This window comes from Bacillus inaquosorum, from assembly GCF_023238325.1.
In the GTDB taxonomy this organism is placed as follows: Bacteria; Bacillota; Bacilli; order Bacillales; family Bacillaceae; genus Bacillus; species Bacillus inaquosorum.
This window is the reverse complement of the sequence record NZ_CP096592.1, coordinates 2,243,927-2,269,203: the sequence shown is the minus strand read 5'-3', so window position 1 is coordinate 2,269,203 and position 25,277 is coordinate 2,243,927. Positions and strand designations below refer to the sequence as shown.

The window sequence follows — 25,277 nt, the reverse complement described above, 5'->3', positions numbered from 1 at the left end:
AGTCTTTAAGACTGCGCTTTTCTGTTACGACATGAACGGCACCTTCACACAATAAAGCAGCACGCAGAAGAACATCGCAGCGCTTCCGCCTAATACAAAGCTGTGCCAAATGGCGTGATGGAAGGGGATCTTTTTCCAAATGTAAAAGATGGTTCCGACAGAGTATAAAATGCCGCCGAGAAAAAGAAGGCTGAATCCCGCTCCGCTCAGCGAAGCATATAAAGGTTTAACCGCGATAATCATCAGCCACCCCATGATCAAATACACTAAGGTTGACAATAGGATAAAGCGTTTCACGAAGAAAATTTTAAAAACGATTCCGCCTAGGGCGAGTGACCATACGATAACCAGCAGGGTGAAGCCGAGCGTGCCTTTCAGCGGGCCCAGCAAAAAAGGCGTATAGGTTCCGGCGATCAGAACGTAAATGGCGCTATGGTCAATAATCTCCAAAATATCCTTCGTTTTTTTATGTGTGATGCTGTGAAGCAGTGTGGAGCTTAGATAAAGCAGCAGCATAGAGACACCGAATATCGTAAAGCTGACAATATCCCATGCGGAGCCGTAATTAGCTGCAAATATGATCAGAAACACTAGTGCGGGTATGGATAAGAGTACACCGATGCCATGTGTAATTGCATTGGCGATCTCTTCTTTGATTGTAAACAAGTGCATTCTCCTTTCGATCGCTAGATCATTTGATTTTTCAGCGTTTCTAAAAAGCTCAAGCCCTCTAACGTAATTTTAGTGCCGGCGCGTCCGCGGCTTTTTGTGACATAATCTTTTTTCTCCAAATAGTCGAGTCGGCTTCTGACCTGCTGAGGAGTTAACGACGTTTGGGTGTTTTTGCTGTGTTCGGAAATGATCCGTCTGCTGGCTGGCTCTCCTTTTTCGTTTAACGCTTTTATTGTTTCCAAAATAAACAAAAACTCCGCTTTTTCCATTAAAGTCAGCAGCTTCGCTTTTTTCTTCGACGCTTTTCCGTCTATTGCGCCCCTAATGTATGGCGGGACGTCATATGAATGAATTGTTCCTCCGCTTGACACTGCTGCCATATAATCTGCGGCGTTTTTTAATTCTCTGACATTGCCTTCAAATGTGTGCTGCTCAAGCATCGGAAAGACTGAGGGATCAATTAACAATTGCTGACCTGAATTTGAGAGAAAATACTGTGTCAAAAGCGGTATATCGCTTTTTCGTTCAGACAATTCGGGAAGTGTGAGCGTTAAAATATTCAGTCTGTAGAATAAGTCTTGTCTGAATGTATGTTCCGCGCATCCGTCTGCGGAAGCACAGATCATTCGCGGTTTTTCCGTGTCTGAATCAAGCGCTTTTAGCAGCTGAGCTTGTACAGAAGCAGGCATACGCCATACTTCATCAATAAAAAGGGTTCCTCGTGCCGTTTTTTGAAACGCTCCTGAGTTTCCGTTAGGACCAAAAAGCTCATGCATAAGGCTTTCTTCCGAGTGGGCGCTGCAATTGACGCTAATAAAAGGTTCGTTGTTTCTCGAAGATCTCTGGTGTATGGCTTGTGCGAAATGATCTTTCCCTGTTCCGATTTTTCCTGTGATCAGGACGGGAAGCTCCGATAATGAGAACTGCTTAGCGATTCGCTTCGCTTCCAAAAATGTTTGATGTTCTCCGATTAGGTTATGAAATGTGTTGAGTGTTGGTGCGGTATTCATCAATTGGCTCCTTTTGGTTCTAATTGGTTTTATTATATCATGTCTTTTGGCTGAAAACACCTATTATTTACGATCATCTTTTTTCTTGGGTCAGCAGGATACTGATGACGCAGATGTTACAACAGGATGTGGTGAATATAGTCTGTATTTTTTTAATTATTAAATAAAAATAATTGTCTTATTTTTTGAATATTCGTGTTATAATGGCATATTAAATAGGGATTTAAAACAAGAAAGGAATCTGTACATGAAACCGTTGCTTAAAGAAAACTCTCTCATCCAAGTGAAAGACATTTTAAAGGCTCATCAAAACGTGAAGGATGTTGTGATTCACACACCTTTGCAAAGGAATGACAGACTTTCTGAGAGATATGAATGCAATATCTATTTGAAACGTGAAGATTTGCAAGTTGTCAGATCTTTTAAGCTCAGAGGGGCTTATCATAAAATGAAACAGCTTTCCAGCGAGCAGACTGAGAACGGAGTTGTGTGTGCAAGTGCCGGAAACCATGCTCAAGGTGTGGCGTTCTCATGTAAACATCTCGGCATTCACGGGAAAATTTTTATGCCGTCTACAACACCGAGACAAAAAGTGTCTCAAGTTGAACTGTTCGGAAAAGGATTTATCGATATTATTTTGACAGGTGATACGTTTGACGATGCGTATAAAAGCGCTGTTGAGTGCTGTGAGGCGGAATCCCGGACGTTTATCCATCCGTTCGATGATCCGGATGTGATGGCGGGCCAGGGAACGCTGGCAGTCGAGATTTTAAACGACATTGATACAGAACCGCATTTTCTGTTTGCAAGTGTCGGAGGCGGCGGCCTTCTCTCAGGGGTAGGTACATATTTGAAAAATGTGTCCCCTGATACAAAGGTAATTGCTGTTGAGCCGGCGGGTGCGGGATCCTATTTTGAATCAAACAAAGCCGGGCATGTCATCACACTTGATAAAATTGATAAATTTGTAGATGGAGCCGCTGTTAAAAAAATTGGGGAGGAAACGTTCCAGACGCTGGAAGCGGTCGTGGATGACATCCTCCTTGTGCCTGAAGGGAAAGTATGTACATCCATTCTTGAATTATATAACGAATGTGCGATTGTTGCTGAACCGGCTGGAGCTCTTTCTGTTGCCGCGCTTGATTTGTACAAGGATGAAATTAAAGGCAAAAATGTAGTGTGTGTGGTCAGCGGGGGCAATAACGATATCGGAAGAATGCAGGAAATGAAGGAGCGGTCCTTGATTTTTGAGGGACTTCAGCATTATTTTATCGTCAATTTTCCGCAAAGAGCGGGGGCGCTCCGCGAGTTTCTTGACGAAGTCCTCGGGCCTAATGATGACATTACAAGGTTTGAATATACGAAGAAAAATAATAAAAGCAACGGACCTGCTCTTGTCGGCATCGAGCTGCAGAACAAGGCAGACTATGGACCGCTGATTGAACGGATGAATAGAAAAGCGTTTCATTATGTAGAGGTGAATAAGGATGAGGACTTATTTCATTTGCTGATCTAATTTTTTCACACAACCGCGCAAAATGACAGACAGCCTGGCTGGCATTGTATATAATAGAAGAAAACAAAAAAAGAGGATTGATAGCTTGTTACTCAAAAGCCTAGAGTTCAAACGCAGTGACGGGATTCAGGTGAAAGTGACAGAAATACCTGTTTTAAAGGAAGATGAGCACTATTTCTTTATGTTACATCACCATTTGCAGTTCTACTTAAAAGAAGTGTTTTCATCAAACAGCAGGGCAAAAGTGTATTCTTTCCGACATTATATGAAGCGCCGGATGAAATGGGCAGATTATCAGGCTGTTTTTCATCAAGAGGTGTTAAAGCACAACGCGTGATATGGTGTTTATACCTGTGTGTCCCCCTTTGTATTTGTATGGGAGGCATGCAGGATTTTTTTTGACCGGTATCGAATACAAACATGGGACGCAGCAGGTAAGGACTGTTTTGGAAAGCGTTTTTATGCTGGCTGGAAAGGGTGAAAGTCATGAAGGTTATCAAGGGTTTAACGGCAGGGCTGTTTTTTCTGTTTTTGTGTGCCTGCGGAGGACAACAGATTAAAGATCCGCTCAATTACGAGGTGGAGCCTTTTACATTTCAAAACCAAGACGGCAAGAACGTTTCTTTAGAGAGTTTAAAAGGAGAAGTATGGCTGGCGGATTTTATTTTTACCAATTGTGAAACTATATGCCCGCCAATGACCGCTCATATGACCGAGCTGCAAAAAAAACTGAAGGCTGAGAATATAGATGTCCGCATCGTATCCTTTAGTGTTGACCCAGAAAACGATAAGCCAAAACAGCTGAAGAAATTTGCCGCAAATTATCCATTATCTTTTGATAACTGGGATTTCCTCACGGGATACAGCCAGAGTGACATTGAAGCGTTCACGCTTAAGAGCTTTAAAGCAATTGTGAAGAAACCGGAGGGAGAGGACCAAGTCATTCATCAATCTTCTTTTTATTTGGTAGGCCCCAACGGTAAGGTGCTGAAAGATTACAATGGAGTGGAAAATACACCGTACGATGATATCATCGCGGATGTGAAGACAGCCAGTACACTCAAGTAAGCTAGGAGACTGGGCATTTGCAAATCTTCTAAAACATGATACACTTTCCACTAGTAGAATGGGAAGGAGCAACAAGATTGAAGCTGCGCATTTTTTCACTCATGGCCAGTTTGATTTTGCTTCTTACTGCTTGTACGAGCATACGTACAGCATCTGAGGGAAAACAAAAAACCCATGAAACGAAAACGAAAGAGCACATTGTCATTGCGGCTGTCGGAGATTCGCTGACAGAAGGTGTCGGAGATCCTGACGGAAAGGGATACGTCGGCAAGGTGGCGGATTCTATCCGGTCAGATAAACAAGTCAAAACGGTAGACGTAAAGAATTATGCCGTGAAAGGGAACCGTTCGGATGATTTGTTAGAGAAACTAAAAGATAAAAAGGTTCAAAAAGGCATAAAGGACGCAGATTATGTCTTTTTTACCATTGGCGGTAATGATTTGATGAAAGTCCTTCGCCAAAACTTTCTGCAATTAACCGTTGAACCATTTCAGGAAGCGGAAAAGCCGTATGAAAAGCGTTTTGAAAAAATCATTTCTGAAATCCGGGAGCTGAATGATCACGCTGAGCTGATTTATGTCAGCATGTATAATCCGTTTACGTTCACGTTATCTGAATTAAATGAAATAAACGGAGTCGTCACTGATTGGAACCATATTGCTGAAAAAGAGCTGAAAAAAGATAAACATGCAAAAATCATTCAAATTGAAGACTTGTTCAATCAAAAAAGTGACAGCAACCGAATTTCTGAGGAAGATGATTTTCATCCTAATGGTACGGGCTATTCCCTTATCGCGAAGCGGGTCTATCAAGCCATTAAAAAAGAAGGATTACCGAAAGAGTAGGGTGACATCATGAATAAGTGGAAACGACTGTTTTTTATATTGCTTGCAATCAATATTGTCCTCGCCGCTGGGTTTGTGACACTTGTTATGCTGCCGGGAGAACAAGCTCAGGTGAAGGATTCATCTCAGAGTGAGTATGGATTTCAAGTGACAAGCACAAAAGAATCATTAGCTGCGTTTGTCAACTCATATTTAAACGACAAAGCAGCAAACAAGCTTGATTATAAAGTAGAGATAGATGATGATGTTCATGTCGCAGGGAAAATCAAGGCTTTTTCCACGTCCATTGATGCGTTTGTCGCTTTTGAACCGACTGTGAAAAAAAATGGCGATGTGGAGTTGAATGTCACGAAATTTTCGTTAGGGAAATTGAGTATACCGATTAGCTTTGTGTTAAATTATATGGACAGCTTTTACGAATTGCCGTCATTTGTCCACGTTCATCCCGGCGATAAAAGCATTGAAGTGCGTCTGTCAGAAATGCCTTTAACGAATGGAATGTATGTCAAAGCGGATAAAATAAATTTAGAAAAAGATGAAATTGAGTTTTCCTATTACCATCCTAAACAATAGAGGTGACTGAAAATGAAACGGATTTACCAGTATTTCAGTTTATTATCCTTTATATTTTCCCTGTATTTTGGCTGGCTTGCTTATCATCATCTGGCCACTGAAGATATGGATCAAATGTATTTGAACGTTTCCTATTGTGCCTTGTTCCTAAGTGTGATGGTGTTTACATTTGGTATGAGAGACCGGAAAAAAACCGATAAATCATGAAAAAAGAGACATGAAACAACGTCTCTTTTTTCGTGCGCCTGAAGAAAATTTGAGAACACGAGGAGAAAAAATGAAAGCATACGATTTTACACAGGGGAACGTGCTGAAACAGCTTGTGCTGTTTTCAATGCCTATTATGCTCGGAAACGCATTGCAGGTTTCCTTTCAATTTATAGACAGTTTGTGGATCGGAAATTTACTGGGGGCAAAGGCCCTTGGGGCAGCCGCGGTATCAAGCACGATTGTATTAACCGTGCTGTCTTTTATTTTGGGCCTTAACAATGCGACGTTAACGATTTTGTCACAGCAAAAGGGAAAAGATGATGAAAAAGGAATGGCGTCGTATATTAACGCATTTGTTGTTTTATTAACAGGCCTAAGCATCGGATTCGGCGCGGCTGGTTTTTTTCTGTCAGAGCTTTTGCTTCGTCTTCTAAAAACGCCGGAGTCGATGATTCCGCTTGCTGAGACCTATTTACAGATTCAATTTATCGGCATTTTATTTTTGTTTGGTTATAACTTTATCAGTACTGTGCTTCGTGCGCTTGGCGACAGCAAGACACCTCTCCGGTTTATTGCGTTTGCCGTTGTGCTGAATACAGTGTTGGCACCGCTCTTTATTTCTGTGTTCCGCATGGGAATAGCGGGAGCTGCTTATTCGACGATTTTGTCACAGGGCATTGCGTTTCTGTATGGGTTGTTTTATGTCATCAATCATAAGCTTGTGCCGTTCTCTATTCCGCGCATGCCTAAATGGGAAGAGTCCGCGCTGATTTTAAAACTCGGGATTCCAGCCGGTCTGCAGATGATGGTGATTACAGGCGGCATGATGGCGATTATGAGTGTTGTCAACTCATACGGAGAGCACGTTGTGTCAGGCTTCGGCGCGGTGCAGCGGCTCGACAGCCTCATCACGCTTCCGGCTATGGCTGCCGGTACGGCGGTCAACAGTATGGCAGGGCAAAATATCGGAGTCGGAAACTTTAAAAGAGTGGGAACCATTGCGAGGCTTGGTGTGATGGCTGTTATTTCTTGCATGCTGGTGATTGCAGTTATACTTTGGGTATTTGGTAAATACCTCATGAGGTTATTTATCAGCGAGCCTGATGCTGTCGCGTTTGGTGAACAATATTTGCGCTGGATCGCGTTTTTCTATCCTTTTATCGGAATTAATTTCGTACTGAACGGAATCGTCAGGGCAGCGGGAGCGATGCTGCAGGTGCTGGTTTTAAATTTGATATCGTTTTGGGTTTTGAGATATCCTTTCACAGCTCTATTTTCAGCTTGGCTTGGACAGAAAGGAATCGGGCTCGGAATCGGAATGAGTTTTTTATTAAGCAGCTGTGCGGCTTTTTTGTATTACAGATACGGCCGCTGGAAAACAATGAAACTGTTCACTGCAAAATAAGTGAGCGCTGTGAAAAGCACATACCCATATATAGCGGTATGTGCTTTTTTTCACCGTTTTTTATCAAGTTTGCTGAAGAGCTCGATTAATGAGGCAAGTTCGGCATCACTGTAGCAGTCAAAGCGTTTAAAGAAATATTCCGTTTTTTTCTCGTTGAAATGCTGAAGGACTTTTTCACCCGCTTCAGTGATATGAATGCGGATGATGCGTCTGTCTTCCTTCGATCTGATTCTCGTAATCCATTCCTTTTCTACCAGCGCATCAGTCACAGCCGTAATGTGACTTGCCGATACCTCTAAAATAGGCGCAAATTCAGTAACTTTTTTGGGCCCTTGTTCACTGAGGATCCGCAGAATCGTAAATTCATTCCGTGACAGCTCTTTATCTAGAATTTCATTGATTTCGTTGCGTATTTGTTTAAAGACTTTACGGAGTAAAGTTTCCATATCGTACATCATCTGTGTTCTTACTTTCAAATTTGTGAACCTCCATTACATAAGCATATTGCTTAAAACCTATAGATTTTATTGAAAAGCAGAATCATTTTCATTCTATTATTACATGCTATAATATAATAATACCACGTATTAACAAAGGAGGCACCAGTATGTCTGAAAAAAAAGAAATCGCCACATTTGCAGGAGGCTGTTTTTGGTGTATGGTTAAACCTTTTGACGAACAGCCGGGAATTGAAAAAGTGGTGTCCGGGTATACAGGCGGCCATACTGAAAACCCTACGTATGAAGAGGTGTGCAGTGAAACGACAGGTCATCGTGAAGCGGTTCAAATCACGTTTCATCCTGATGTGTTCCCTTATGAAAAACTGCTTGAATTATTTTGGCAGCAAATCGACCCGACAGATGCCGGCGGCCAGTTTGCAGATCGCGGCAGTTCCTACCGTGCAGCCATTTTTTATCATAATGAAAAACAAAAGGAGCTTGCGGAAGCTTCTAAGCAGCGCCTGGCAGAAAGCGGCGTCTTTAAAGACCCGATTGTAACGGACATTTTAAAAGCTGAACCTTTCTATGAAGCGGAAGACTACCATCAGCATTTTTATAAAAAGAATCCAGGACATTATCAGCGCTACCGGACAGGTTCTGGACGAGCCGGATTTATCAGCGAGCATTGGGGGGCGAAATAAATGGCGTACAATAAAGAAGAAAAAATGAAGTCACTAAATCGCATGCAATATGAGGTGACGCAAAATAACGGCACGGAGCCGCCGTTTCAAAATGAATATTGGGATCATAAAGAGGAAGGGCTGTATGTAGACATTGTGTCAGGCAAGCCATTGTTTACATCCAAGGATAAATTTGATTCCCACTGCGGCTGGCCAAGCTTTACAAAGCCGATTGAAGAAGAAGAAGTGGAAGAAAAACTAGATACGAGCCACGGCATGATTCGCACAGAAGTGAGAAGCCGCACTGCTGATTCTCATCTTGGCCATGTATTTAATGACGGACCGGGGCCAAGCGGGCTGCGTTACTGCATAAATTCAGCGGCGCTGCGTTTTGTGCCGAAGGCTAAACTGAAAGAAGAAGGGTACGAAAGCTATCTGCATCTCTTTGATAAATAAATCAAAAAAACAGGCCTGCCTAATGGATAGACAGGCTTGTTTTTATGCCTTTTTTTCTTGATGCAAATCTTCAATATCTGGGCAATTCTGTCTTTTGTAATAAGTGGGGCTTGATCTGATTGATACCCAGGCAGACTGACATTGCGAACTGGAAGGGGCATATAAGATTGCCCCATTCATACAGTGATTCAATTTCATGAGGGGATGTTAATTGTTTTAGGTTTTGTTGTATAAACAATGATTTCGGTTTTTTTATTTGACTTTGTAGGTTCTTCTTTTCTGGCTTTCCACCAGCATCCAAATCCCTGTCTAGTCCAATTGTCGGACAACTTGGATGACAGCGGATAGATTTCGAAATTTGTCGAAGATTTCTATACATCATCAAAATCTCTCATATGAGGAACCTTGATTTTGCATAAAAGAAGATTTTAAGATGAACAACCTCGTGTTTGTAAAAAAATAAGTGAACATCTACACGTACATTACTGGAGTTGATACCTTAAAAATCTCGCCATCTCTTATATAAAAACGAGGGACGCGGCGGCTTAATGTAGACACCACTTCATAGTTAATCGTGTTGAGCATTTCAGCAACTTCATCAACGGGTATCTCAGCTCCCTTTTGCTGACCATAAATCACGACTTCTTCTCCTTGTTTACCTTCACCGCTCTCTCCTAAACTAACCATTATCATATCCATTGTCACTCTTCCCACTACCGGCACTCGTCTTCCGCGATGAAGAACAAATCCGCGATTGGAAAGTGCACGGGAATAACCGTCAGCATAGCCGACCGGGAGTGTAGCGATTACTTCCTCAGGCTCCGCGATGTATGTAGCACCATAACTAATGGTCCGCGGTTCTGTTCGCATGGTTTTCACATAAGCGATACGCGCCTTTAAACTTAATGCAGGTGTAAGCCTAACGAGATTAAGTTCTTTTATATATGCTGAAGGATATAAACCATATAAGCCTATACCTAAACGAATCATATCAGCACTAAATTCAGGGAAAGCGATAGCGGCAGCCGTATTGCTCATATGCACGGTGGGCAGCTCAATGCCTTGCTTCTTTAAAAAGCTGAGAAAACTGACAAATTTATCGTGCTGCAGCTTGGTTAGTGTGGTGTCTGGTTCATCAGCTGTTGAGAAATGTGTAAAAATACCTGCCCATCTTAGGGATTTACTTGCTGTTAGTGCTTTCACTACTGCTAAAAGTTCTTCTTTTGTACGTACACCTAATCGGCCCATACCAGTATCCACATTAATATGTATACCCAATCGGTTAGTACTTGCTTCGTTTTCCAATATTTCGCTAGCTTTTTTAATCCAATCAACCTGAAATGCGGATAACTCTATATTCCAAGCTGCTGACTTTTTCACACAACTAAGGGATGTAAAACCAAGCACAAGGATAGGTGCTGTAATCCCTGCTTTTCGTAAAACGATTCCTTCCTCCACGCTGGCAACAGCGAGCTCACTCGCCCCGTGTTCCAGTGCATGGCGCGCTACTTCTACAGACCCATGACCATAACCGTTCGCTTTTACAACAGCCATAATTTTGCTCTTTTTTGGTATATGATGGCGTATGGCTCGCAAATTTTTTTTAATGGCGTCAAGATTGACTTCGATCCAAACTTCTCGGCAAAGCTTTGTCATCAACGATTCCTTCCTTCTTATGGAATAGTACAAACCGCATTTAGCCGCAATAATCTTAATGTTAATTGTTGGATGATTCCAATTTTATTTTTATTCAACTTTAACTGAAATCATTCAACAGCAAATCCAGGATTTACGAGAAGGTGCTCATCGATGCTCGAGTTAATGAAAGCAACCAATAAAAAAATTTAGGGGAATGATCATGAGAATATTCTAACTAAATAAACAATGTACTAATTATTCATTTCGGTTTATTTCGCGCCGCAAAAGCAAATCTGACGGAGTCATTTTCACGTACATCGTAAGGAAAAGCGATTTATGAGTCAGAAACACTATAAAAAAAGGGTTCATTTTCCTCACAGTTAAAGACCTGTATATATTTTACAATAGAGAGTGATAGTGATAAAAAGGAGGGTATTCAAATGAAGGTTTCAAAAACAATGCTGCTAAGCACTGCCGCGGGTTTATTTCTTAGCCTGACAGCAAACTCGGTGTCGGCACATCATGTGAATGAGGAACAGCATTTTAAAGTGACGGCGCAAACGGAGACAGATCCAGTCGCTTCTGGTGATGACGCAGCGGATGACCCGGCCATTTGGGTCAATGAAAAGCATCCGGAAAAAAGCAAGTTGATCACGACAAATAAGAAATCAGGTCTAGTCGTGTATGATTTGGACGGCAAACAGATTCATTCTTTCGAGTTTGGCAAACTCAATAATGTCGATCTGCGCTATGATTTTCCATTTAGCGGCGAAAAAATTGACATAGCTGCCGCCTCCAACCGGTCTGAAGGAAAGAATACAATTGAAGTATATGCAATTGACGGGGATAAAGGAATATTGAAAAGCATTACAGACCCGAACTATCCTATAGCCACTGATATTTCTGAGGTATACGGATTCAGCCTGTATCACAGCCAGAAAACAGGAGCATTTTACGCATTAGTGACAGGCAAACAAGGAGAATTTGAGCAGTATGAAATTGTTGATAATGGAAAGGGTTATGTGACAGGGAAAAAAGTGCGTGAATTTAAATTGAATTCTCAAACCGAAGGCCTTGTTGCGGATGATGAGTACGGGAACCTGTACATAGCAGAGGAAGATGAAGCCATCTGGAAATTTAATGCTGAGCCTGGCGGAGGATCAAAGGGGCAGGTTGTCGACGTTGCGACAGGAGAACATTTGACAGCTGATATTGAGGGACTGACGATCTATTATGCGCCAGACGGCAAAGGATATCTCATGGCTTCAAGTCAAGGAAGTAACAGCTATGCAATGTATGAACGGCAGGGAAGCAATCGCTATGTAGCCAACTTTGACATTACAGATGGCGAGAAGATAGACGGTACTAGTGATACAGATGGTATTGATGTTCTCGGCTTCGGGCTTGGCCCAAAATATCCGTACGGGATTTTTGTGGCGCAGGACGGCGAAAATATTGAAAATGGACAAGCCGTCAATCAAAACTTCAAAATTGTGTCGTGGGAACAGATTGCAAAGCATCTCGGCGGAAAGCCTGATCTTCATAAGCAGGTGAATCCGAGGAAGCTGAAGGACCGTTCTGACGGCTAAAAAAGAAAGCAGCTGAGTAAGCTGCTTTTTTCTGCAGATCAAAAAATCGTTCATATCAATGAACGATTTTTCAAGAAAGCGCCAGATGAATCGCCTTTAGTTTTGCAGGAAGCTCATCATACGTATTTGCGGGTACGGTCTCTTTGTAATTGGCTGCTGCTGCTTTATGCCGTTCCTCAGGATGGTTGATATAGAAAGCGGCTTTTTCCTTAAAATCGTTGATGTTGTGATAAGAAATAAAGGATGAAAAAGGATGTGCCGCGGGTAAATCTGTTAATTGAAATGCTTCACATGCAGCGATATCAAACGTTCTGTTATTAAAACTGGCATTTTTGATGCGGATATGATTTTTGTTGAAAGCAAAATGATAGGGCCGATGCGCATTGATCACGATGTCTGCCCCATTGTAATAATGAACGGCCTGTTCGGGCGGAACCCACGTGCTGACGACATCGATATGCGGCTGTTTGAGCACTTTTTTAGGCAGATATTTTCTCCATTCCTTTCCGATTACTCGAACCGTGAAAGGCAGATGTACCGCTTCTTTCATAAGCTGAACCCGATTAGGGTAAGGATAGCCGATGATAAGCAGATTTGAATGAAAAGAATGTTCTGTGTCCATTTTTCTAAACAGCCGATGATTAACTGGAATCGGAACATAATAGACGTGCTGGCAGCCAAGCTCCCGGTAATAGAGAGCGGCATTTTGTTCAATCGTTAATATGGCGTCAGCGTGCTTAATCACCTGAAGACTGATATCAATATAAAATGGGTCTTCGGTTAGCCAAACATACACGGGGATACCCTTACCCTTTAACCAGGTCAGCCAGTCGTGAGGAACGCGGTCTCCTACCATCATAAGTGCGAAGTCCGGCTGAAACGTTTCGATCTTCACCAGAGATTCTGCCTCCGGTGTATCTGCAGACATATACTCTGTATGAGTGTTCCGAAAACATTCTTCAGCCCAGCGGTCAAAATAACTGTATATTCCTCCGTATCCCGACTGGATATACAAGACTTTCATCAGATGTTACGAAAAGAACGTAACGCTTTCTACTTTGTCTACATCAATTAATGTTGTAGCTTGACCTGCCGGAGTGACGGAGCTTTCCTGTGTTACAAATACGATACCGTGAACTTGATCGAAAGCAACGAAGACAACCGGGCCGATCATGTCACCGGAATCAGTCACAATACTGATTGTAGTGCCTGGCGTAACTCTGGCAAAAATCCATCTTGCCGGAAGGGAAGTAGATTCAGCCGTAATCATATCACTTTCATCTACTTTTTGATCGATGGCAGCTTCAAGCATGTCTTTAAGATTATTATCCACGTTTACTCCTCCTTCTGTTGAGAATAAAGGGCTTAAAAGGGTTTTAATCAAATCCTTTTTTAACTGTGCATTTTCAGAGCTCATTACACACACCTCCTATCCAATAGTGAACTCACGTTAATCATATTCTTCGGATTGCCAATTGGTATGAGTCGAACGCCGTACCTGATCTATTTTTCTTACATTTAAGGAAAATGCTGATTTTTTAAATGAGTGGACATAGCCTATACCATAAATCAAAGTCAGTTCATATTGTGAAATAGAGTATAAGGATAAGGGAGAGGGATTGTTTGGATTTAGAGAAACACGTGAATCAAGAAGAAAATCAAGATGAACTGCATTTTATTCTGCTTTTGCTGATTCTGCTCATACGTCAATCATCTTCTGAAGGAAATCCATCTGATCTCAGACGGCAGCTCGTATTTGCAAAAGAGCTTGGCGTACCGGTTTCAACAGTTCATCTGTCGAATGGGGATACGCTTCAAAACGTCATCGTAAAAGAGGTTCTGACTGATTTGGTTATTTTTCAAAACCCGTTAAATAACACGAGATCGAATGTCGCACTCTCAAGTATTGTAAGCTGGGGTGCTTTTTAAATGATGACAGAGGCTCTGCTTGCTGCGGAGCCGTTTTTATGTTTGACGATAGGGGGGCTGTATAGATGGGAGAGAAAGTGTCCATTATTTTAACGAGTTACAACAAACCTAATTATCTGCAAAAAGCGATTGAAAGCGTCATGAAGCAAACATATGATCACTGGGAGCTATTTATCATGGATGATCATTCTAATGAAGAAACAACTGCGGTGATTCAAAAGTACCTTCATGACCAGCGCATTCGTTATCAAAACAGTTTCGTACATCCCGCAGAACGACTAAAAACAACCCGTTATGCCACATTAATTAACAGCGCGCTCCCATATGCCGACGGCGATTACATTTCCTATCTCACCGATGACACTGTTTATCATCCTGAGCGGCTGAGCCGTATGGTGCAGACGTTTTCACATAAGCCTGAGGCACAGGCTGTCTATTCAAAACAAAAAGTTGTACATGTAAACGAAAGGGGAGAGGAAATTTCCCATTTCTATAGAAATGCCAATGCAGTGCTTGATCAGGCCGCTTTTCAAGTTGATCATTGTTCAGTTATGCATCGCCGTTCGCTACTTGATCGTATTCAACATAAATATGGAAGCTATTGGGATGATGATATGACGCATTGGAATCATGGCGACTCAATTTTTTGGGCCAGGATCAACAACTTTGCCCCATTTCTGCCGATAAATGAAGTATTAGATACAACCTATAAAACCCCCGATTCATTTCAAAATGCATATCGGTTTCTGCCCGCTGATTTGATTGACGGTTCATTTGTAAAAGGTTCAGATCAAAACGTGTATTTTCTTGATCAGGGTGTAAGGCATCCTGTCGGGGAAAGGTGGGGTTCTTTGTATCTAAATCGGACTGTGGCTGTTCCGGACCCGTATTTATTCCAATATAACATTGGGAAGATTTTAAACATTCCGAATTATATATTAGTAAAGGAAGCTGACCATCCAGCAATATTTTATATCGAAGCCGGAAAAAAAAGACGGATTGAGGGCCAGTATGCTTTTCAGTTTTATCAATTTAAAAGAAAAGACATATTGACAATTGAAAAAGAAGAACTGGAGGCGCTGCCAGAAGGGCTGCCAATTACGCGGGAACGATCTGGATGGATCGAAAATCCGCCTGGGCGAAGGCTGTTTTTTATAGAACGTGAGCCGTTTTTGTTTCTAAACGGCGTTTTTCACCCGATTAGTGAGCAAGTAGCAAGGAAATTCTTTTTACATCAGAAGCCAATATCCGCTTCTTTCCGAAATATTCAGCAATTTCCAATTGGAAAGCCGTTTTATCCGGTGTACGATGAGATTATAAAGAAATTGAATCTTGCAACTGAGTAAAGGTATAGGTCATAAAAAGGAGACGTTCATGACAGGACATTATTCAAAAACGGAACATCAATATATATTGTTAACGTCTGAATCAGCATCGTTTGATCATTACAGCGTATATAGAGATCCGGAGCTTCCGCAAATTTTTTCTCATAACTTTGTTCAGCTCCATGATACGTTTCCATTGGAGCGGTTACTGGATTTTTTGCCATCCGTACCAAAGCTTCTTGATGCGAATTATCTTCATTTAAAAGCGTCCCCGCAGCATGTTTTTCCGCTCGTTTTGAAGCAATCGCTTGTAAAAAGCGGATTTGTTGTCGAGGATGAGCTGTTTTATGACATGAAGCTTGATGACTGGAAGGGGCAGACGGGACATCCGTTAACGGCATGGGGGACGGCAAAAAGCCTTAGCGACGGATCTTCTATCATGAAAATTTACGATTCCATTTATATTGGAGAAGCGATCGCTGAACAAAAACTAAAAAGAAAATATCCCTTTTACAAAGCGGGTACGATTATCCTTGTTGTTTGTTACAGCGACCAGGAACAGAAGATTCCCATTGGGTGCGGGGAGCTGTTCATTCATCCGCAAGAGAAAACGGCCAAAATCGAAGAAGTGGCAATTTTGGATCAGTTTCAAAGGAAGGGCTATGGCAGTATCTTAGTGAAAGAAATGCTGTCCATCGCCAAATCACTAGGAATGGAAGCGGCCTATTTAGTGGCTACAAGCATTGACGGCGCAACCCATTTTTACGAAAAGCTGACGTTTAAAAAATATGAGCGGGTGCATACTGTTTTTCATTATTTCCTTACATGAAATAGGCGTTCGCACAAACCATTTGGGACTTGGCCCGCATAAAATGCCGTATATCGTGATAAGAAAGGATGAAAACAGCATGCATAGATACCCTGGATACGGTTACGGATTTGGTTGCGAGAAAAATACGTTTGTATTGATTGTTGTCTTGTTCATTTTATTAATTATTGTCGGAGCCGCTTTTATTTGCTAGAAGGTGAAATTCAAAAAGAGCCTTTCCGTTCAGGAAGGCTCTTTTTTGTGTGAAAAAGTTTTTGCGGGGAACGTCATGCCGCAAATTGAACACTCATACAATATAGCAAATGGGTTTTTGAGGTGGGAGCATGAGCAGTTATTTGATTAAGCCGGAGCTTAGTTCGGCCTATCCGGTTGTCAGCTATGCGAGGGGTTCATATGTATATGATCAAACTGGAAAAAGATATCTTGATGGCTCATCAGGTGCGGTGACATGCAACATCGGCCACGGGGTTCGTGATGTGACTGAGAAGCTGAAAGAACAGCTTGATCAGGTGTCTTTTGCTTACCGCTCACAGTTTACGAGTGAGCCCGCCGAGCAATTAGCCGCTCTCTTGGCGCAGGAGCTTCCGGGAGATGTGAATTGGTCTTTTTTTGTCAACAGCGGTTCAGAAGCAATAGAAACCGCTATGAAAATCGCCATTCAATATTGGCAGGAAAAAAAACAAACGCAAAAATCCATCTTTTTGTCGCGATGGAGCAGTTACCACGGAATAACTTTGGGAGCGCTTTCATTATCTGGTTTTTATGAAAGGAGATACCGGTTCACCCATCTAGTTGAACGATATCCCGCTATCTCAGCTCCTCATGTTTATCGGCAGAATCATAAGACGGAAGAGGATTTTGTTCAGGCTGCCGCTGATGAACTCGAAACGGCCATCAAAAGAATCGGAAGCCAATTTATCGCCGGCTTTGTGGCTGAGCCTATCATCGGAGCCGCAGGAGCAGCGATCACTCCGCCTCCGGGATATTATGAAAGATTAAGTGAGGTATGCCGCACACACGAAGTGCTCTTTATTGCAGACGAAGTGATGACAGGGCTTGGAAGAACAGGAAGGATGCTTGCGACAGAACATTGGCACACCGTTCCAGATATTGCTGTACTGGGGAAGGGCCTCGGTGCCGGGTATGCGCCAATTGCCGCTGCCGTTGTATCTGACTCTATTATTGAGACGATAAAACAAGGTTCAGGTGTGATTATGAGCGGCCACACATATAGTGCACACCCCTATTCTGCCAAAGCTGCTCTTGAAGTTTTGCGATATGTGTTAAAGCATGACTTGATCAAGCAATCAGAAAAAAAGGGGGCGGCGCTGAAAAAGCAGCTTGTTGAGGCAGCATCTCAAAGCGAGATCATTGGTGATGTGCGCGGTAAAGGACTGCTATTAGGCATTGAATTTGTATCTGACAAGAAAACGAAGAACGTTTTTCCACCAGAGCAGGCGGTTACCCAGCGCATGATCGGCGAGGCGAAAAAACGCGGGCTGATTGTTTATCCTGCCAAAGCGGGAATAGACAGCGGGGAAGGAGATGCTGTCATTATTGCTCCTCCTTTTACCATTTCAGACGGTGAGGCTAAAGAGCTTATATCTATTTTTTCAGAAACAGTTGTAGCGGTCGAAAAAATACTGAAAAAGGATTGAAATCAAATGGCGCCATTTCAAAAAACAATCAGCATCGAAACAGCAATTGCAGATATTCAGGACGGATCGGTCCTCATGTTCGGCGGTTTTGGCGGAGTCGGATCGCCTCCATCATTGATTGAAGCTATATTGGACAGCGGTGTAACGGATTTAACCGTCATATGCAACGATGCCGGGTTTCCGGAAATAGGAATCGGTCCGCTTATTGTCAATCAACGAGTCAAAACCCTGATCGCATCGCATATCGGTTCCAATCCTGTAGCAGGTAAACAGATGACTGACGGGACGTTAGAGGTTCAATTTTCACCACAGGGAACGCTTGCAGAACGGATTCGTGCCGGCGGAGCGGGACTCGGCGGCATTTTAACCGACGTCGGTATTGATAATCAAATGGTTTGTGAGGAAAAGGGCATCGTGTCTGTGGCTGGAAAGCGATATTTGGTTGAAGAGGCGCTGACGGCTGATTTTGCTTTGATCAATGCGCGCATTGCAGATGAATTCGGCAATTTAACGTATGACAAAACAGCGCGCAATATGAATCCGCTTATGGCAATGGCCGCCAGTAGAACCTTTGCCGAAGCTGAGCAGATCGTCCCGATGGGAGAGATTTCTGAAGAAATGATTGTTACACCGGGGGTTTTTGTCGAGGGGGTTGTGAGAAGCGAAGGAGTGAAGTGGAAATGGGCTTGGGAGTAGCAGAGAGAGAACAGATCGCAAAACGGGCCGCCTCTGAAATCAAGCCGGGCATGATTGTGAATCTCGGTATCGGCATTCCATCCTTGGTGCCGAACTTTTTGCCGCCTGACATGCAGGTCATGCTGCAGGCGGAAAACGGTGTGCTCGGCATTGGCGAAAGCCCTCAAAAGGGAGATGAGGATGAAAATTTATGCAACGCAGCGGGATTTCCGGTCCGGGCTGTAAAAGGAGCGTCTTATTTTGATACAACGATGTCTTTTGCGATGATCAGAAGAGGCAAAATTGACATTACGATTTTAGGCGCCCTGCAGGTGAGCCAGTCAGGCGATTTGGCAAATTGGCTTGTCCCGGGAAAAAAGGTGCCGGGCATGGGCGGTGCGATGGAACTGGCCCAAAAAGCGAAAAAAGTGGTTGTCGTCATGAGTCATACAGATCAAAAGGGGAGGCCTAAATTAACAGAAACCTGCACGCTTCCATTAACTGCAGCAGGCTGTGTAGATATGATCATTACTGAAAAAGCCGTTCTTGAGGTCGACGGCCATCATTTCATATTAAAAGAGCTGATGAATGGCTCGACAATCGACGAGGTGACGAGGTTGACTGAAGCTGAAATCAAAATAGATATGCCTTTGTCTTAAAGGGGGAATGAGGATGCAGGGTATTGAGAGAAAAGTAATCGAGTGGCTTGATCAGCATTCGGCCAAAGCCATTCGTCTTCTCAAAAGGCTGATTGGAGAAAAAAGCACATTAGGCTCAGAATTTAACGCCCAAGCTGTTGTGCTTGAAAAGCTGCGGCAATTTCATATGGACATAGACGTGTGGGAGCCAAGCCTAAAGCAATTAAAACAGCATCCCTACTTTAAATCAGACCGTTCCGATTTTCATGAGAGCCCGAACATCGTTGCAAAAAAAACGGGAGCGGGCGGGGGCCGGTCGCTGATTTTAAACGGTCATATCGATGTTGTGCCTGAAGGAAGCGTAAAGGATTGGAAGTATGAACCGTTTCAAGCTGTCGAAGAAAACGGTAAAATATACGGCCGCGGCTCAACGGATATGAAGGGAGGCAATACAGCCCTTCTTTTTGCTTTAGAAGCCCTGCACGCTTGCGATGTCAAATTGAAGGGAGATGTATTGTTTCAAAGTGTTGTAGATGAAGAGTGCGGCGGCGCTGGAACACTGTCTGCCATTATGAGAGGCTACCGTGCTGACGGCGCGCTGATTCCGGAACCGACGAATATGAAACTTTTTATAAAGCAGCAGGGCTCGATGTGGTTTCGGATCACAGTGAAAGGATTAGCGGCACATGGGGGCACACGCTATGAAGGTGTGAGCGCGATTGAAAAAAGCATGCACGTGATCACAGCCATACAAGAGCTGGAGAAAGCCCGCAATGCGAGAATTTCAGATCCGCTGTATGACAATGTCCCAATACCGGTACCGGTGAATATCGGCACCATCTCAGGCGGTGCGTGGCCATCTTCAGTTGCAGACCGTGTCGTCATAGAAGGGAGATGCGGAATTGCTCCCCATGAAAAGCCTGAAGCTGTAAAAATAGAATTGGAAAACTGGCTGAGGGATTTAGAATACCGTGACGAATGGTTTAAACATCATCCGATTAAAGTAGAATGGTTTGGCGCTCAATGGCTTCCGAATGATTTACCAGATGACCATCCTTTAATCTCAGTGCTGCAATCAGCCTATCAAAAAATGAAACAGACAGAGCCAATGATCGAAGCCTCGCCATGGGGAACAGACGGAGGGCTTTTATACCATGCAGGAGATACGCCAGTGATCGTCTTCGGGCCTGGAGAAACAAAAACAGCTCATCAGGCAAACGAATATATTGAGGTTGAAGCCATGATAGAATCTGCTAAAATTATTGCACTTTTTGTTATGGATTGGTGCGGGCTTCATACAGACGGGGAGGATGCGGATGCTCAAGTCAATAAAGAGTAACGGTGTCACAGCGGTTTTGGACCATGACGACTTTAACAAACGAATCAGAGTAGTTCGTTATGACGGAGCCATTGAGAAGGCGCTGCCTGATATCGTGGCAGCGGCAAAAGTAGAGGATGCGGAAAAAATCATCGTCTATACGAAACAGCATGATGAGGCAGTGCTTGCCAAACACTTATTTGTGCCGGAGGGTTTTCTCAAGGGCTATTATCTCGGCCACCCGGCTTGCCTCATGGTCCGTTACCTCACAGAGAAACGGAGACAAACAGATTCTTATATAGAAGAACAGGAGACCATCGAAGCCTTATATCGCACAGCACCTCACCACCGCAGCGAAACTACACCCGTTTTTACGATGAGAAAAGCAGAAACAAACGACATGTACCAGCTATCCATGCTGTATAAAAAAGTATTCCGTACGTACCCGACCCCCGTATTTGATCCTGCTTATATTGAAAAGACGATGAATGAAAATACGATGTATTATGTCATGTTTGATCATGATCGTCTGATCAGTGCAGCAAGCGCAGATAGCAATCCAGGGCTGGGGCATGCGGAAATAACCGACTGCGCTGTGCTTCCGGAATATCGGGGCCGTTCGCTGACAAGCATTTTAATCGAGGCTTTAGAAAAAGAAATGGCCGAGAAGGATATCTTTCATGTATTTTCTCTCGCCCGTGCTGCGTCTTTTGGGATGAATGCTGTGTTGTACCATTCCGGCTATCAGTACGGCGGAAGACTGATCAACAATTGCTATATAGCCGAAGGTCTTGAAAACATGAATATTTGGTGCAAGCACCTGTAAGGAGGAATTCATTTGGCAAACAAATGGCATAAACCGAAACGGCATTGGAAGGAGATCGAGTTATGGAAGGATGTTCCGGAAGAGAAATGGAACGATTGGCTTTGGCAGCTGACACATACGGTAAGAACGGTAGATGATTTAAAAAAAGTCATTAATCTGACCGAGGATGAAGAGGAAGGCGTCAGAATTTCGACCAAAACGATCCCCCTAAATATTACACCTTACTATGCTTCATTAATGGATCCCGATAATCCGAGATGCCCGATCCGCATGCAGTCTGTACCGCTTTCTGAAGAAATGCACAAAACAAAATACGATCTGGAAGACCCGCTCCATGAGGATGAAGATTCACCGGTACCCGGTCTGACGCACCGCTATCCCGACCGTGTGCTGTTTCTTGTCACTAATCAATGTTCCATGTACTGCCGCTACTGCACAAGAAGGCGTTTTTCCGGACAAATCGGAATGGGAGTCCCCAAAAAACAGCTTGATGCTGCGATTGCTTATATCCGGGAAACACCTGAAATCCGCGATTGTTTAATTTCAGGCGGTGACGGGTTGCTAATCAATGATCAAATTTTAGAATACATTTTAAAAGAGCTTCGCAGCATTCCGCATCTGGAAGTGATCAGAATCGGAACAAGGGCGCCGGTCGTCTTTCCACAGCGCATTACCGATCAACTGTGCGAGATTTTGAAAAAATATCATCCGGTCTGGCTGAACACTCATTTCAACACAAGCATCGAAATGACAGAGGAATCCGTTGAGGCCTGTGAAAAGCTGGTGAACGCAGGAGTGCCGGTCGGAAATCAGGCAGTCGTGTTAGCCGGTATTAATGATTCAGTTCCAATCATGAAAAAGCTCATGCACGACTTGGTAAAAATCAGAGTCCGTCCGTATTATATTTATCAATGTGATCTGTCAGAAGGTATCGGACATTTCAGAGCCCCCGTTTCCAAAGGTTTGGAGATCATTGAAGGGCTGAGAGGCCATACCTCAGGCTATGCGGTTCCTACCTTTGTCGTTGACGCGCCAGGCGGCGGGGGGAAAATCGCCCTGCAGCCAAACTATGTACTGTCGCAAAGCCCTGACAAAGTCATCTTAAGAAATTTTGAAGGCGTCATTACATCATATCCGGAACCGGAGAATTATATCCCTAACCAGGCTGACGCCTATTTTGAGTCCGTTTTCCCTGAAATCGCTGACAAAAAGGAACCGATCGGGCTGAGTGCCATTTTTGCCGACAAAGAGGTTTCTTTTACACCGGAAAATGTAGCCAGAATCAAAAGGAGAGAGGCATACACAGCGAATCCCGAGCATGAAACATTAAAAGACCGGCGTGAGAAAAGAGACCAGCTAAAAGAAAAGAAATTTTTGGCGCAGCAGAAAAAACAGAAAGAGGCTGAAATCGGAGGGGATTCTTCATGAAAACATGCGAATGGTGCGGCGAGCTTGAAGCAGTACCCGGCAGGAACACGGTGTACTGGGAGCTCCCTGACGGAACAAGAGCCATAGAACTGACAGACACCCCCGCCATGGTGTGTGCTTCCTGCGGAATGACCTATCAAGAGGAAACCACGATTAAGGAGATTGAGGATCAGCTGCTTTTGATTCAAACAAAAAAACTGCCTGAAAGCCTGACGTACCAGCAGCTCATGGAGACAGAAAGGATTCTGAAACGCAACTATTTTGACTTCTCCTGAATGATGTTTCGGTATTCTTTTGTTGTAATTTTACACTTGAACTGTATAATAGAACAACAAAAGACAGACACCAGGAGGGGAAACCCATGAAATCCTTTTATCACTATTTATTGAAATACAGGCACCCTAAGCCGAAGGACAGCATCAGTGAATTTGCCAATCAGGCGTATGAGGATCACAGCTTTCCGAAAACCTCAACCGATTATCATGAAATCAGTTCATATTTAGAGCTGAACGCTGATTACCTTCACACGATGGCTACATTTGATGAAGCTTGGGATCAATACGAGGCTGAAGTGCACGGCAGATAATAGCTGTTTCATCCGCAGATCACTGCGGATTTTTTTATGTCCTCACCCATACCAGAATTGGATATTTCCTTTGGTTTTCATGCCCATGCGAATTGGCGTCACCCGGCATACGATAGCGTATGAGAAATGTTGCGGCGAGGGGGAGACACCGTGAAGCAAAATAAACCGAAATTCCAAGTAGGGGATATCGTAGTCGTCATTATGTATGGAACAGTCGGCACCATCACAAAAGTACACCAAATTGATAAACACTATCTATATGAAGTCAATCATAATGAAGTCTTATACTTTGAGTCGTCCATTCAGCTTTACAAAGATTATGAGGGTGTCATTGTCGACATGGAAAAACTTGATATTGAGTATGAATTCCTTATTGGGGACGTCGTTTATGTAAAAGATTATGGAAAAGAACTCTTTCGCATTATCGGCCACAGAACAGAAATTTGGAGATATTTAGAAGATGGCTGGGAAGATATCATTTATGAGCTGACCCGTTTAAAGGATGGAGAGTGGCTTGAAACGGAGGAAGAGGATCTCACGCTGGTGCTAAGAAAATATGAAATGGACCAGTTTGTACATCAGCTTTTGTTTGTCCACTATGTCGGAGAAACTGCCCAAGAGATCGGCGAAGATATCGCATCGTCTGCTCTTCTTCAGTTTGAAGGTGATGATGAAGATCAAGATACCCTTCACATCCTTGCTGTATCAATTGTTGATGAGCTTCTGGATATTTATAATGACTACAAAATTCTGTACGAAATGTTTCAAGATGAAGAATATAAAGATATGATGATGTTTGTTCTGGAAAGTTTAAAAGAGCACTTCAGTTAGTTTGTGAACATACGGATCAAAACATATAAAAAATAAGGCAGACAGCCCCAAATCATCACTTGCGTCATTCCTTTGAGCGTTTTTTCCATTATGATATCAAATCTTTCTCCGTCCAGTGCTTCCATCATTTTAGCGATCATATAGTCAGCCTCCTATGGCTTGTTTTTTTATTCAATGTATATGACCGAAAGAATTGTTTAGAACACCGGGTATAATTCAGCCTGTTTTTTCATAAAACATAAAAAAGGAGGCGGTACGGAGATGAAAGAAATAGATCTTGTGATTGATACGGAAGAAATCGCTGAATTTTTTTACAGAGAGCTTGCAAGACGGGGCTACATACCGAGTGAGGATGAGCTGTTTGAAATCGCTGATATTACCTTTGATTATTTGATAGAAAAATGTATGATAGATGAAGAGCTGGACGAAGATGATTGAGGCATGAAACCGGAGCGCCCAGCTCCGGTTTTATTATTCATGTTCTATGACTTCTGTGAAAATCGAGGTGGTTAAAATGTTGTACAAGCCCGTTAGTCTGTTTCTTTTCTTTCTTTTTCTAGCTGCGGTCATTCATTCAAATGCTGTTCAATCTGCAGATGAAGCGATAAGCAAGGCAGCTGTTTTGATTCGCCAGCCATGGCTTAATGATGCCATGACAGGGATCACGCATCTGGGAGCTTCTTCTTTCCTGTTCCCTCTTATCCTGATCATTGGAGTGGGCCTGTTTTTTTACAGAAAAACATGGGATGGGCTTTTGATGCTTTTGGTATTCGGTGCAGATCGGCTGTTAAACAAAGTGTTAAAAGAATGGATCGAGCGAGTGAGGCCTGATTTTTCACCGCTGGTTCATGAATCATCCTTCAGCTTTCCGAGCGGCCACGCTATGAACGCTGCCTATGTCTATCCTGTTATTGCCTACTTTTTAGTAAAACACCTCCCGTTTTTGTCCAAACATAAAAAAATGGTATACACCATAGCCGGCGTGATCACGGTTTTGGTCGGCATAAGCAGAGTCTATCTGGGTGTGCATTTTGTAACCGACGTGCTAGGGGGCTTTAGTCTCGGCCTGCTTCTGTTTTTCCTCGTAAAAGGTTTTGACGAAAAGATTAAGCGGTTTCGACAAAAATAGAGA

The 25,277-nt window shown here is 43.1% G+C and carries 32 protein-coding genes; 25 read left to right on the top strand and 7 right to left on the bottom strand.

Translation table 11 applies throughout. The features are described from left to right. Window positions 1-24: 24 nt before the first annotated feature. Both trhA and M1M80_RS11125 read right to left on the bottom strand, forming a co-directional pair. Entirely contained in the window at window positions 25-666 is a 642-nt protein-coding gene (gene trhA, locus M1M80_RS11130) for a PAQR family membrane homeostasis protein TrhA (RefSeq protein ID WP_060398863.1), read from the bottom strand. 20 nt (window positions 667-686) lie between these two features. Beyond that, the gene (locus tag M1M80_RS11125; protein WP_060398862.1) at window positions 687-1,682 is read right to left on the bottom strand and encodes a sigma 54-interacting transcriptional regulator; all 996 of its coding nucleotides are present in this window, start codon (window positions 1,680-1,682) and stop codon (window positions 687-689) included. A 247-nt stretch (window positions 1,683-1,929) separates the two neighbouring features. Here M1M80_RS11125 and ilvA point away from each other — a divergent pair, with 247 nt between their 5' ends. From ilvA to M1M80_RS11090, 7 genes are all read left to right on the top strand, one after another. Next, a complete protein-coding gene (gene ilvA, locus M1M80_RS11120; protein WP_003241521.1) occupies window positions 1,930-3,198 on the top strand; it encodes a threonine ammonia-lyase IlvA in 1,269 nt (422 codons plus the stop codon). Window positions 3,199-3,283: 85 nt separating this feature from the next. Beyond that, window positions 3,284-3,535, top strand: a complete 252-nt coding sequence (locus tag M1M80_RS11115; protein ID WP_003218212.1) for a YpmP family protein — start codon at window positions 3,284-3,286, stop codon at window positions 3,533-3,535. Window positions 3,536-3,684: 149 nt separating this feature from the next. Beyond that, the gene (scuA, locus tag M1M80_RS11110; protein WP_060398861.1) at window positions 3,685-4,266 is read left to right on the top strand and encodes a cytochrome c oxidase assembly accessory protein ScuA; all 582 of its coding nucleotides are present in this window, start codon (window positions 3,685-3,687) and stop codon (window positions 4,264-4,266) included. Window positions 4,267-4,343: 77 nt separating this feature from the next. Next, complete coding sequence (locus M1M80_RS11105; protein WP_060398860.1) at window positions 4,344-5,111, top strand: SGNH/GDSL hydrolase family protein; 768 nt, start codon at window positions 4,344-4,346, stop codon at window positions 5,109-5,111. A gap of 9 nt (window positions 5,112-5,120) precedes the next feature. Next, window positions 5,121-5,684 (top strand): YpmS family protein, encoded by a 564-nt coding sequence (locus tag M1M80_RS11100; protein WP_003241527.1) that lies wholly within the window; start codon window positions 5,121-5,123, stop codon window positions 5,682-5,684. Window positions 5,685-5,696: 12 nt separating this feature from the next. Continuing rightward, window positions 5,697-5,891 (top strand): protein YpmT, encoded by a 195-nt coding sequence (gene ypmT, locus M1M80_RS11095; protein ID WP_003241529.1) that lies wholly within the window; start codon window positions 5,697-5,699, stop codon window positions 5,889-5,891. Between the two features lie 70 nt (window positions 5,892-5,961). Next, a complete protein-coding gene (locus M1M80_RS11090) occupies window positions 5,962-7,299 on the top strand; it encodes an MATE family efflux transporter (RefSeq protein WP_060400034.1) in 1,338 nt (445 codons plus the stop codon). A 50-nt stretch (window positions 7,300-7,349) separates the two neighbouring features. Here the strand turns inward: M1M80_RS11090 and M1M80_RS11085 are convergent, their stop codons facing one another. Next, window positions 7,350-7,775, bottom strand: coding sequence for a MarR family transcriptional regulator (locus M1M80_RS11085; RefSeq protein ID WP_003241533.1), 426 nt, complete (start codon window positions 7,773-7,775; stop codon window positions 7,350-7,352). A 131-nt stretch (window positions 7,776-7,906) separates the two neighbouring features. Between M1M80_RS11085 and msrA the strand changes: the two genes are divergently transcribed. Both msrA and msrB read left to right on the top strand, forming a co-directional pair. Further along, on the top strand, window positions 7,907-8,440 hold the full coding sequence (gene msrA / locus M1M80_RS11080) for a peptide-methionine (S)-S-oxide reductase MsrA (protein ID WP_060398859.1): 534 nt from the start codon (window positions 7,907-7,909) through the stop codon (window positions 8,438-8,440). Beyond that, entirely contained in the window at window positions 8,441-8,875 is a 435-nt protein-coding gene (msrB, locus tag M1M80_RS11075; RefSeq protein WP_060398858.1) for a peptide-methionine (R)-S-oxide reductase MsrB, read from the top strand. A 471-nt stretch (window positions 8,876-9,346) separates the two neighbouring features. On the opposite strand, the gene alr is transcribed toward msrB, so the two are convergent. Next, the gene (alr, locus tag M1M80_RS11070) at window positions 9,347-10,531 is read right to left on the bottom strand and encodes an alanine racemase (RefSeq protein ID WP_060398856.1); all 1,185 of its coding nucleotides are present in this window, start codon (window positions 10,529-10,531) and stop codon (window positions 9,347-9,349) included. A 422-nt stretch (window positions 10,532-10,953) separates the two neighbouring features. On the opposite strand from alr, the gene M1M80_RS11065 reads away from it, so the two are divergent. Then, entirely contained in the window at window positions 10,954-12,102 is a 1,149-nt protein-coding gene (locus M1M80_RS11065; protein ID WP_060398855.1) for a phytase, read from the top strand. A 70-nt stretch (window positions 12,103-12,172) separates the two neighbouring features. Here M1M80_RS11065 and M1M80_RS11060 read toward each other — a convergent pair whose 3' ends face one another. Together M1M80_RS11060 and cgeA are read right to left on the bottom strand one after the other, a co-directional pair. Continuing rightward, on the bottom strand, window positions 12,173-13,126 hold the full coding sequence (locus tag M1M80_RS11060) for a CgeB family protein (RefSeq protein ID WP_060398854.1): 954 nt from the start codon (window positions 13,124-13,126) through the stop codon (window positions 12,173-12,175). Between the two features lie 6 nt (window positions 13,127-13,132). After that, window positions 13,133-13,519: a spore crust protein CgeA gene (gene cgeA / locus M1M80_RS11055; protein ID WP_003241549.1), complete on the bottom strand. Its 387-nt coding sequence runs from the start codon at window positions 13,517-13,519 to the stop codon at window positions 13,133-13,135. A gap of 206 nt (window positions 13,520-13,725) precedes the next feature. Here cgeA and cgeC point away from each other — a divergent pair, with 206 nt between their 5' ends. From cgeC to M1M80_RS10990, 13 genes are all read left to right on the top strand, one after another. Continuing rightward, window positions 13,726-14,031 carry a spore maturation protein CgeC gene (gene cgeC, locus M1M80_RS11050; protein ID WP_003218185.1) on the top strand — a complete coding sequence of 102 codons (306 nt, stop codon included), beginning with the start codon at window positions 13,726-13,728 and terminating at the stop codon, window positions 14,029-14,031. Window positions 14,032-14,096: 65 nt separating this feature from the next. Next, entirely contained in the window at window positions 14,097-15,377 is a 1,281-nt protein-coding gene (locus M1M80_RS11045) for a glycosyltransferase family 2 protein (protein ID WP_060398853.1), read from the top strand. Between the two features lie 28 nt (window positions 15,378-15,405). After that, window positions 15,406-16,185: a GNAT family N-acetyltransferase gene (locus M1M80_RS11040; protein ID WP_060398852.1), complete on the top strand. Its 780-nt coding sequence runs from the start codon at window positions 15,406-15,408 to the stop codon at window positions 16,183-16,185. Window positions 16,186-16,264: 79 nt separating this feature from the next. Continuing rightward, window positions 16,265-16,378 (top strand): YjcZ family sporulation protein, encoded by a 114-nt coding sequence (locus tag M1M80_RS21710; protein ID WP_032732322.1) that lies wholly within the window; start codon window positions 16,265-16,267, stop codon window positions 16,376-16,378. Window positions 16,379-16,508: 130 nt separating this feature from the next. Beyond that, the gene (locus tag M1M80_RS11030; protein WP_060398851.1) at window positions 16,509-17,843 is read left to right on the top strand and encodes an aspartate aminotransferase family protein; all 1,335 of its coding nucleotides are present in this window, start codon (window positions 16,509-16,511) and stop codon (window positions 17,841-17,843) included. 6 nt (window positions 17,844-17,849) lie between these two features. Then, window positions 17,850-18,539: a CoA transferase subunit A gene (locus M1M80_RS11025; protein ID WP_060398850.1), complete on the top strand. Its 690-nt coding sequence runs from the start codon at window positions 17,850-17,852 to the stop codon at window positions 18,537-18,539. Further along, window positions 18,524-19,177, top strand: a complete 654-nt coding sequence (locus M1M80_RS11020) for a 3-oxoacid CoA-transferase subunit B (protein WP_060398849.1) — start codon at window positions 18,524-18,526, stop codon at window positions 19,175-19,177. Before M1M80_RS11025 ends, M1M80_RS11020 begins: the two co-directional genes overlap by 16 nt. A 7-nt stretch (window positions 19,178-19,184) precedes the next feature. Continuing rightward, window positions 19,185-20,495 (top strand): peptidase, encoded by a 1,311-nt coding sequence (locus M1M80_RS11015; protein ID WP_080429027.1) that lies wholly within the window; start codon window positions 19,185-19,187, stop codon window positions 20,493-20,495. Further along, window positions 20,473-21,300, top strand: a complete 828-nt coding sequence (gene ablB, locus M1M80_RS11010; protein ID WP_060398847.1) for a putative beta-lysine N-acetyltransferase — start codon at window positions 20,473-20,475, stop codon at window positions 21,298-21,300. The genes M1M80_RS11015 and ablB overlap by 23 nt, the downstream gene beginning before the upstream one ends. A gap of 12 nt (window positions 21,301-21,312) precedes the next feature. Then, on the top strand, window positions 21,313-22,728 hold the full coding sequence (gene kamA, locus M1M80_RS11005) for a lysine 2,3-aminomutase (protein WP_003241571.1): 1,416 nt from the start codon (window positions 21,313-21,315) through the stop codon (window positions 22,726-22,728). Next, entirely contained in the window at window positions 22,725-23,003 is a 279-nt protein-coding gene (locus M1M80_RS11000; protein WP_060398846.1) for a YokU family protein, read from the top strand. Before kamA ends, M1M80_RS11000 begins: the two co-directional genes overlap by 4 nt. 86 nt (window positions 23,004-23,089) lie before the next feature. Continuing rightward, window positions 23,090-23,314, top strand: coding sequence for a YozE family protein (locus M1M80_RS10995; RefSeq protein WP_003241575.1), 225 nt, complete (start codon window positions 23,090-23,092; stop codon window positions 23,312-23,314). Between the two features lie 150 nt (window positions 23,315-23,464). Next, complete coding sequence (locus M1M80_RS10990; RefSeq protein ID WP_003241576.1) at window positions 23,465-24,145, top strand: hypothetical protein; 681 nt, start codon at window positions 23,465-23,467, stop codon at window positions 24,143-24,145. On the opposite strand, the gene M1M80_RS10985 is transcribed toward M1M80_RS10990, so the two are convergent. Then, complete coding sequence (locus M1M80_RS10985; protein WP_003241578.1) at window positions 24,142-24,285, bottom strand: hypothetical protein; 144 nt, start codon at window positions 24,283-24,285, stop codon at window positions 24,142-24,144. The genes M1M80_RS10990 and M1M80_RS10985 overlap by 4 nt on opposite strands. Before the next feature lie 121 nt (window positions 24,286-24,406). On the opposite strand from M1M80_RS10985, the gene M1M80_RS10980 reads away from it, so the two are divergent. Next, a complete protein-coding gene (locus tag M1M80_RS10980; RefSeq protein WP_003241581.1) occupies window positions 24,407-24,583 on the top strand; it encodes a YozD family protein in 177 nt (58 codons plus the stop codon). 79 nt (window positions 24,584-24,662) lie between these two features. Continuing rightward, a complete protein-coding gene (locus M1M80_RS10975; RefSeq protein WP_060400033.1) occupies window positions 24,663-25,274 on the top strand; it encodes a phosphatase PAP2 family protein in 612 nt (203 codons plus the stop codon). Window positions 25,275-25,277 lie beyond the last annotated feature (3 nt).

Coding starts and splice junctions, on each gene's coding strand:
- M1M80_RS11125 (WP_060398862.1), bottom strand. CDS start 1,682: ATGAATACCGCACCAACACTCAACACATTTCATAACCTAATCGGAGAA.
- ilvA (WP_003241521.1), top strand. CDS start 1,930: ATGAAACCGTTGCTTAAAGAAAACTCTCTCATCCAAGTGAAAGACATT.
- scuA (WP_060398861.1), top strand. CDS start 3,685: ATGAAGGTTATCAAGGGTTTAACGGCAGGGCTGTTTTTTCTGTTTTTG.
- M1M80_RS11100 (WP_003241527.1), top strand. CDS start 5,121: ATGAATAAGTGGAAACGACTGTTTTTTATATTGCTTGCAATCAATATT.
- ypmT (WP_003241529.1), top strand. CDS start 5,697: ATGAAACGGATTTACCAGTATTTCAGTTTATTATCCTTTATATTTTCC.
- M1M80_RS11090 (WP_060400034.1), top strand. CDS start 5,962: ATGAAAGCATACGATTTTACACAGGGGAACGTGCTGAAACAGCTTGTG.
- msrA (WP_060398859.1), top strand. CDS start 7,907: ATGTCTGAAAAAAAAGAAATCGCCACATTTGCAGGAGGCTGTTTTTGG.
- msrB (WP_060398858.1), top strand. CDS start 8,441: ATGGCGTACAATAAAGAAGAAAAAATGAAGTCACTAAATCGCATGCAA.
- alr (WP_060398856.1), bottom strand. CDS start 10,531: ATGACAAAGCTTTGCCGAGAAGTTTGGATCGAAGTCAATCTTGACGCC.
- M1M80_RS11065 (WP_060398855.1), top strand. CDS start 10,954: ATGAAGGTTTCAAAAACAATGCTGCTAAGCACTGCCGCGGGTTTATTT.
- M1M80_RS11060 (WP_060398854.1), bottom strand. CDS start 13,126: ATGAAAGTCTTGTATATCCAGTCGGGATACGGAGGAATATACAGTTAT.
- cgeA (WP_003241549.1), bottom strand. CDS start 13,519: ATGAGCTCTGAAAATGCACAGTTAAAAAAGGATTTGATTAAAACCCTT.
- M1M80_RS11045 (WP_060398853.1), top strand. CDS start 14,097: ATGGGAGAGAAAGTGTCCATTATTTTAACGAGTTACAACAAACCTAAT.
- M1M80_RS11040 (WP_060398852.1), top strand. CDS start 15,406: ATGACAGGACATTATTCAAAAACGGAACATCAATATATATTGTTAACG.
- M1M80_RS21710 (WP_032732322.1), top strand. CDS start 16,265: ATGCATAGATACCCTGGATACGGTTACGGATTTGGTTGCGAGAAAAAT.
- M1M80_RS11030 (WP_060398851.1), top strand. CDS start 16,509: ATGAGCAGTTATTTGATTAAGCCGGAGCTTAGTTCGGCCTATCCGGTT.
- M1M80_RS11025 (WP_060398850.1), top strand. CDS start 17,850: ATGGCGCCATTTCAAAAAACAATCAGCATCGAAACAGCAATTGCAGAT.
- M1M80_RS11020 (WP_060398849.1), top strand. CDS start 18,524: ATGGGCTTGGGAGTAGCAGAGAGAGAACAGATCGCAAAACGGGCCGCC.
- M1M80_RS11015 (WP_080429027.1), top strand. CDS start 19,185: ATGAGGATGCAGGGTATTGAGAGAAAAGTAATCGAGTGGCTTGATCAG.
- ablB (WP_060398847.1), top strand. CDS start 20,473: ATGCTCAAGTCAATAAAGAGTAACGGTGTCACAGCGGTTTTGGACCAT.
- M1M80_RS11000 (WP_060398846.1), top strand. CDS start 22,725: ATGAAAACATGCGAATGGTGCGGCGAGCTTGAAGCAGTACCCGGCAGG.
- M1M80_RS10995 (WP_003241575.1), top strand. CDS start 23,090: ATGAAATCCTTTTATCACTATTTATTGAAATACAGGCACCCTAAGCCG.
- M1M80_RS10985 (WP_003241578.1), bottom strand. CDS start 24,285: ATGATCGCTAAAATGATGGAAGCACTGGACGGAGAAAGATTTGATATC.
- M1M80_RS10980 (WP_003241581.1), top strand. CDS start 24,407: ATGAAAGAAATAGATCTTGTGATTGATACGGAAGAAATCGCTGAATTT.